Annotated in this window: 6 protein-coding genes; 3 read left to right on the top strand and 3 right to left on the bottom strand. The window is 75.6% G+C overall.

The genetic code is table 11. From position 1 onward, the window contains the following. Positions 1 to 65: 65 nt before the first annotated feature. The 3 genes from G5C62_RS25305 to G5C62_RS25295 all read left to right on the top strand — a co-directional run bounded on the left by G5C62_RS25305 (position 66) and on the right by G5C62_RS25295 (position 2,740). Complete coding sequence (locus G5C62_RS25305; RefSeq protein ID WP_164703184.1) at positions 66 to 527, top strand: hypothetical protein; 462 nt, start codon at positions 66 to 68, stop codon at positions 525 to 527. 39 nt (positions 528 to 566) lie between these two features. Then, on the top strand, positions 567 to 986 hold the full coding sequence (locus G5C62_RS25300; protein ID WP_164703185.1) for a hypothetical protein: 420 nt from the start codon (positions 567 to 569) through the stop codon (positions 984 to 986). 98 nt (positions 987 to 1,084) lie between these two features. Then, positions 1,085 to 2,740, top strand: a complete 1,656-nt coding sequence (locus tag G5C62_RS25295) for an FAD-binding dehydrogenase (RefSeq protein ID WP_164703186.1) — start codon at positions 1,085 to 1,087, stop codon at positions 2,738 to 2,740. Positions 2,741 to 2,813: 73 nt separating this feature from the next. Here G5C62_RS25295 and G5C62_RS25290 read toward each other — a convergent pair whose 3' ends face one another. From G5C62_RS25290 to G5C62_RS25280, 3 genes are all read right to left on the bottom strand, one after another. Continuing rightward, a complete protein-coding gene (locus G5C62_RS25290) occupies positions 2,814 to 4,472 on the bottom strand; it encodes an FAD-binding dehydrogenase (RefSeq protein WP_241176128.1) in 1,659 nt (552 codons plus the stop codon). A 98-nt stretch (positions 4,473 to 4,570) separates the two neighbouring features. Then, positions 4,571 to 4,990, bottom strand: a complete 420-nt coding sequence (locus G5C62_RS25285; RefSeq protein ID WP_164703185.1) for a hypothetical protein — start codon at positions 4,988 to 4,990, stop codon at positions 4,571 to 4,573. A 39-nt stretch (positions 4,991 to 5,029) separates the two neighbouring features. Further along, positions 5,030 to 5,491 (bottom strand): hypothetical protein, encoded by a 462-nt coding sequence (locus G5C62_RS25280; protein ID WP_164703184.1) that lies wholly within the window; start codon positions 5,489 to 5,491, stop codon positions 5,030 to 5,032. Between the last annotated feature and the right edge of the window lie 65 nt (positions 5,492 to 5,556).

Here is a 5,556-nt window from a genome sequence, read left to right as displayed (position 1 = left end):
ACGGGTGGCCATGACCCGGTTGCTGGGGCGGCGGGCCGGTGTAGGGGACGGCGTCCCAGTCGGGTGTGGTCACAGCGCGGCCGCCAGCGCCCGCCCGGCCACCCGGCCGGAGAACAGGCAGCCGCCGTCCGCCGCTGCCCGCCCTGGTCGCCGCGCTGGGGGCGGTGCTCACCGCGCTGCTGACCGCCTTCTTCAGCGTCATCGCGCTGGCCTTCTCCAACGGGCAGTACGACGGCGGCACCTGGCTGGTGATCGCGACGCCCGTGCTGCTCGCGGCGTGGCTGCTGGCCGGCGCGCTGCTGCTGATGACCGGCCGTTCCTGGCTGGCGCTCGTCCTGCCCGCCGCGGTCCTGTTCGGCCTGGTCGTCTGGGGCACCATCGCCGCCGGGCTCGGGTCGGACACCGACGGGTTCGTGGTGCTGATGTGGCTGCTGCCCGCCGGCACCGCCCTGCTGGCCGGGCTCCCCGGCGTCCGCCGCTGGATCGCCGCCCGGCGAGGTGCCCGGCTGTCCACAGATCGCGGCTGACCGCCCCGTGCGCCGGCGGGCGCCCTCAGCGTCCGGAGGGTGCTCGAGACGGACGACGACCCCCCGATGACCGCGCTCCTCGCCGGCCTGGCGGGTGGGGTGAGCGCGGTCCCCCTGCTGTTCACGGCGCTGATCACCTACAGCTACGCGCCGGACCTCGACCCGGTCGAGCGGTGGTCCTGGCCGGTGCTGCTCGCGCGCGCGGTCGGGCACCTGGTCGGTGCTGCGCGGCTGACCCGGCGACAGGGCCACCGGCTGCTGGTGGGGGTCGCGGTGGCCACCCTGGTCGGCTACCCACTGCTGGTGGTCGTGAGCTCGGCAGGGGAGCTGGTGCCGGTGGGCGAGATGGTCGGCGCGCTGGCCGTCGTGCTGGCCGGTCCGCTGCTGGCCGCGCTGCTCGGGTCGTCGCCCGGCGCTCGGCGCTGGGCCGACCGGCCCTCGGAGGTCCCTCCCCGCTGACCACGCCGACCCAGGGGGGCGGTGCGCCCGACCCGCCCGGGCGACTCGCACAGTCCGGACCGCCCGGCCGGCGCCCGCGGCCAGCTAGCGTCCCCGGGGTGGGCAACGACGCTGACGTGATCGTGGTGGGTGCGGGGCTGGCCGGGCTGGTCGCAACCGCCGAGCTGGCCGACGCCGGGAAGCGGGTGCTGCTGCTGGACCAGGAACCGGCCGCCTCCCTGGGCGGGCAGGCGCACTGGTCCTTCGGCGGTCTCTTCCTCGTCGACAGCCCCGAGCAGCGCCGGCTGCGGGTGAAGGACTCCCTGGAGCTGGCCCGGCAGGACTGGCTGGGCACCGCCGGCTTCGACCGCGCCGAGGACCACTGGCCCCGCCAGTGGGCCGAGGCCTACCTGCAGTTCGCCGCGGGCGAGAAGCGCGCCTGGCTGCGCGCCCAGGGCGTCCGGTTCTTCCCCGTCGTGGGCTGGGCCGAGCGCGGTGGGTACACCGCCACGGGCCACGGCAACTCCGTCCCCCGGTTCCACATCACCTGGGGCACCGGGCCCGGTGTGCTCGCCCCGTTCCTGCGCCGGGTCGCCGACGCCGCCGCCCGCGGGCTGGTCGACGTCCGGCACCGGCACCGGGTCGACGGGCTGGTCGTCACCGGCGGAGCGGTCACCGGGGTGCGCGGGGCGGTCCTGGAGCCCAGCGACGTCGAGCGCGGCGCGGCCAGCTCCCGCACCGAGGTCGGCGAGTTCGAGTACTCGGCGCAGGCCGTCGTCGTCACCTCCGGCGGCATCGGCGGCAACCACGACCTGGTGCGGAAGAACTGGCCGGCGCGGCTGGGCCCGGTGCCGAAGCGGCTGCTCTCCGGTGTGCCGGCGCACGTGGACGGCCGGATGCTGGAGATCGCCCAGGGCGCCGGTGGCCGGGTGGTCAACCCCGACCGGATGTGGCACTACACCGAGGGCATCGCCAACCACTCACCGATCTGGGCCCACCACGGCATCCGGATCCTGCCCGGGCCCTCCTCGCTCTGGCTCGACGCCACCGGCACCCGCCTGCCGGTCCCGCTGTTCCCCGGCTTCGACACCCTCGGCACGCTCGCGCACATCGGCACCACCGGCCACGAGCACACCTGGTTCCTGCTCACCCAGAAGATCGTGGAGAAGGAGTTCACCCTCTCCGGCTCCGAGCAGAACCCCGACCTGACGGGGAAGGACCTCAAGCTGCTGCTCACCCGGGTGCGCGCGGGCGCGGCGGCCCCGGTGCGGATGTTCCTGGACGACGGCGAGGACTTCGTCGTCGAGCGCACCCTGCCCGAGCTGGTGGCCGGGATGAACCGGCTCACCGGCGACTCCCCGCACGTCGACCTGGCCACCGTGGAGCGCGAGGTCGTCGCCCGCGACCGGGAGATCGCCAACACCTTCACCAAGGACCTCCAGGTGACCGCGATGCGCCAGGCCCGCACGTTCCTGGGCGACAAGCTGATCCGGGTCGCCGCGCCGCACCGGCTGCTGGACCCCGATGCGGGGCCGCTGATCGCCGTCCGGCTCAACGTGCTCACCCGCAAGTCCCTCGGCGGCCTGGAGACCGACCTGTCCGGCCGCGTGCTGCGGGCCGACGGACAACCGTTCCCCGGGCTGTACGCGGCCGGGGAGGTCGCCGGCTTCGGCGGCGGGGGGATGCACGGCTACCGCTCGCTGGAGGGCACCTTCCTCGGCGGCTGCCTGTTCTCCGGCCGGGTGGCCGGGCGGGCGCTGGCGGCCGCGCTGTGACCACACCCGACTGGGACGCCGTCCCCTACACCGGCCCGCCGCCCCAGCAACCGGGTCATGGCCACCCGTCCGGCTACGGGCCGCCGCCGCAGGGATGGGCGCCGCCGCAGGAATGGGCGGCGCCGCAGGGATGGGCGGCGCCGCAGGGATGGGCGGCTCCGCAGGCCTGGCCCCCGCCGCCGAAGCCGGCGACCTCCCCGGCCGCGTACAGCCCGGGGAACGGTTGTCCGTCGGCCCGCAGCACGCGGCCGGACAGGTCGGTCTCCAGGCCGCCGAGGGACTTGCGGGTGAGCACGTTGAGCCGGACGGCGATCAGCGGCCCCGCATCGGGGTCCAGCAGCCGGTGCGGCGCGGCGACCCGGATCAGCTTGTCGCCCAGGAACGTGCGGGCCTGGCGCATCGCGGTCACCTGGAGGTCCTTGGTGAAGGTGTTGGCGATCTCCGGGTCGCGGGCGACGACCTCGCGCTCCACGGTGGCCAGGTCGACGTGCGGGGAGTCGCCGGTGAGCCGGTTCATCCCGGCCACCAGCTCGGGCAGGGTGCGCTCGACGACGAAGTCCTCGCCGTCGTCCAGGAACATCCGCACCGGGGCCGCCGCGCCCGCGCGCACCCGGGTGAGCAGCAGCTTGAGGTCCTTCCCCGTCAGGTCGGGGTTCTGCTCGGAGCCGGAGAGGGTGAACTCCTTCTCCACGATCTTCTGGGTGAGCAGGAACCAGGTGTGCTCGTGGCCGGTGGTGCCGATGTGCGCGAGCGTGCCGAGGGTGTCGAAGCCGGGGAACAGCGGGACCGGCAGGCGGGTGCCGGTGGCGTCGAGCCAGAGCGAGGAGGGCCCGGGCAGGATCCGGATGCCGTGGTGGGCCCAGATCGGTGAGTGGTTGGCGATGCCCTCGGTGTAGTGCCACATCCGGTCGGGGTTGACCACCCGGCCACCGGCGCCCTGGGCGATCTCCAGCATCCGGCCGTCCACGTGCGCCGGCACACCGGAGAGCAGCCGCTTCGGCACCGGGCCCAGCCGCGCCGGCCAGTTCTTCCGCACCAGGTCGTGGTTGCCGCCGATGCCGCCGGAGGTGACGACGACGGCCTGCGCCGAGTACTCGAACTCGCCGACCTCGGTGCGGGAGCTGGCCGCGCCGCGCTCGACGTCGCTGGGCTCCAGGACCGCCCCGCGCACCCCGGTGACCGCTCCGCCGGTGACGACCAGCCCGTCGACCCGGTGCCGGTGCCGGACGTCGACCAGCCCGCGGGCGGCGGCGTCGGCGACCCGGCGCAGGAACGGGGCGAGCACACCGGGCCCGGTGCCCCAGGTGATGTGGAACCGGGGGACGGAGTTGCCGTGGCCCGTGGCGGTGTACCCACCGCGCTCGGCCCAGCCCACGACGGGGAAGAACCGGACGCCCTGGGCGCGCAGCCAGGCGCGCTTCTCGCCCGCGGCGAACTGCAGGTAGGCCTCGGCCCACTGGCGGGGCCAGTGGTCCTCGGCGCGGTCGAAGCCGGCGGTGCCCAGCCAGTCCTGCCGGGCCAGCTCCAGGGAGTCCTTCACCCGCAGCCGGCGCTGCTCGGGGCTGTCGACGAGGAAGAGACCGCCGAAGGACCAGTGCGCCTGCCCGCCCAGGGAGGCGGCCGGTTCCTGGTCCAGCAGCAGCACCCGCTTCCCGGCGTCGGCCAGCTCGGCGGTTGCGACCAGCCCGGCCAGCCCCGCACCCACCACGATCACGTCAGCGTCGTTGCCCACCCCGGGGACGCTAGCTGGCCGCGGGCGCCGGCCGGGCGGTCCGGACTGTGCGAGTCGCCCGGGCGGGTCGGGCGCACCGCCCCCCTGGGTCGGCGTGGTCAGCGGGGAGGGACCTCCGAGGGCCGGTCGGCCCAGCGCCGAGCGCCGGGCGACGACCCGAGCAGCGCGGCCAGCAGCGGACCGGCCAGCACGACGGCCAGCGCGCCGACCATCTCGCCCACCGGCACCAGCTCCCCTGCCGAGCTCACGACCACCAGCAGTGGGTAGCCGACCAGGGTGGCCACCGCGACCCCCACCAGCAGCCGGTGGCCCTGTCGCCGGGTCAGCCGCGCAGCACCGACCAGGTGCCCGACCGCGCGCGCGAGCAGCACCGGCCAGGACCACCGCTCGACCGGGTCGAGGTCCGGCGCGTAGCTGTAGGTGATCAGCGCCGTGAACAGCAGGGGGACCGCGCTCACCCCACCCGCCAGGCCGGCGAGGAGCGCGGTCATCGGGGGGTCGTCGTCCGTCTCGAGCACCCTCCGGACGCTGAGGGCGCCCGCCGGCGCACGGGGCGGTCAGCCGCGATCTGTGGACAGCCGGGCACCTCGCCGGGCGGCGATCCAGCGGCGGACGCCGGGGAGCCCGGCCAGCAGGGCGGTGCCGGCGGGCAGCAGCCACATCAGCACCACGAACCCGTCGGTGTCCGACCCGAGCCCGGCGGCGATGGTGCCCCAGACGACCAGGCCGAACAGGACCGCGGCGGGCAGGACGAGCGCCAGCCAGGAACGGCCGGTCATCAGCAGCAGCGCGCCGGCCAGCAGCCACGCCGCGAGCAGCACGGGCGTCGCGATCACCAGCCAGGTGCCGCCGTCGTACTGCCCGTTGGAGAAGGCCAGCGCGATGACGCTGAAGAAGGCGGTCAGCAGCGCGGTGAGCACCGCCCCCAGCGCGGCGACCAGGGCGGGCAGCGGCGGACGGCGGCTGCCTGTTCTCCGGCCGGGTGGCCGGGCGGGCGCTGGCGGCCGCGCTGTGACCACACCCGACTGGGACGCCGTCCCCTACACCGGCCCGCCGCCCCAGCAACCGGGTCATGGCCACCCGT

This window comes from Modestobacter sp. KNN46-3 (assembly GCF_011039295.1).
This window is presented reverse-complemented; position numbering and strand designations above follow the sequence as displayed.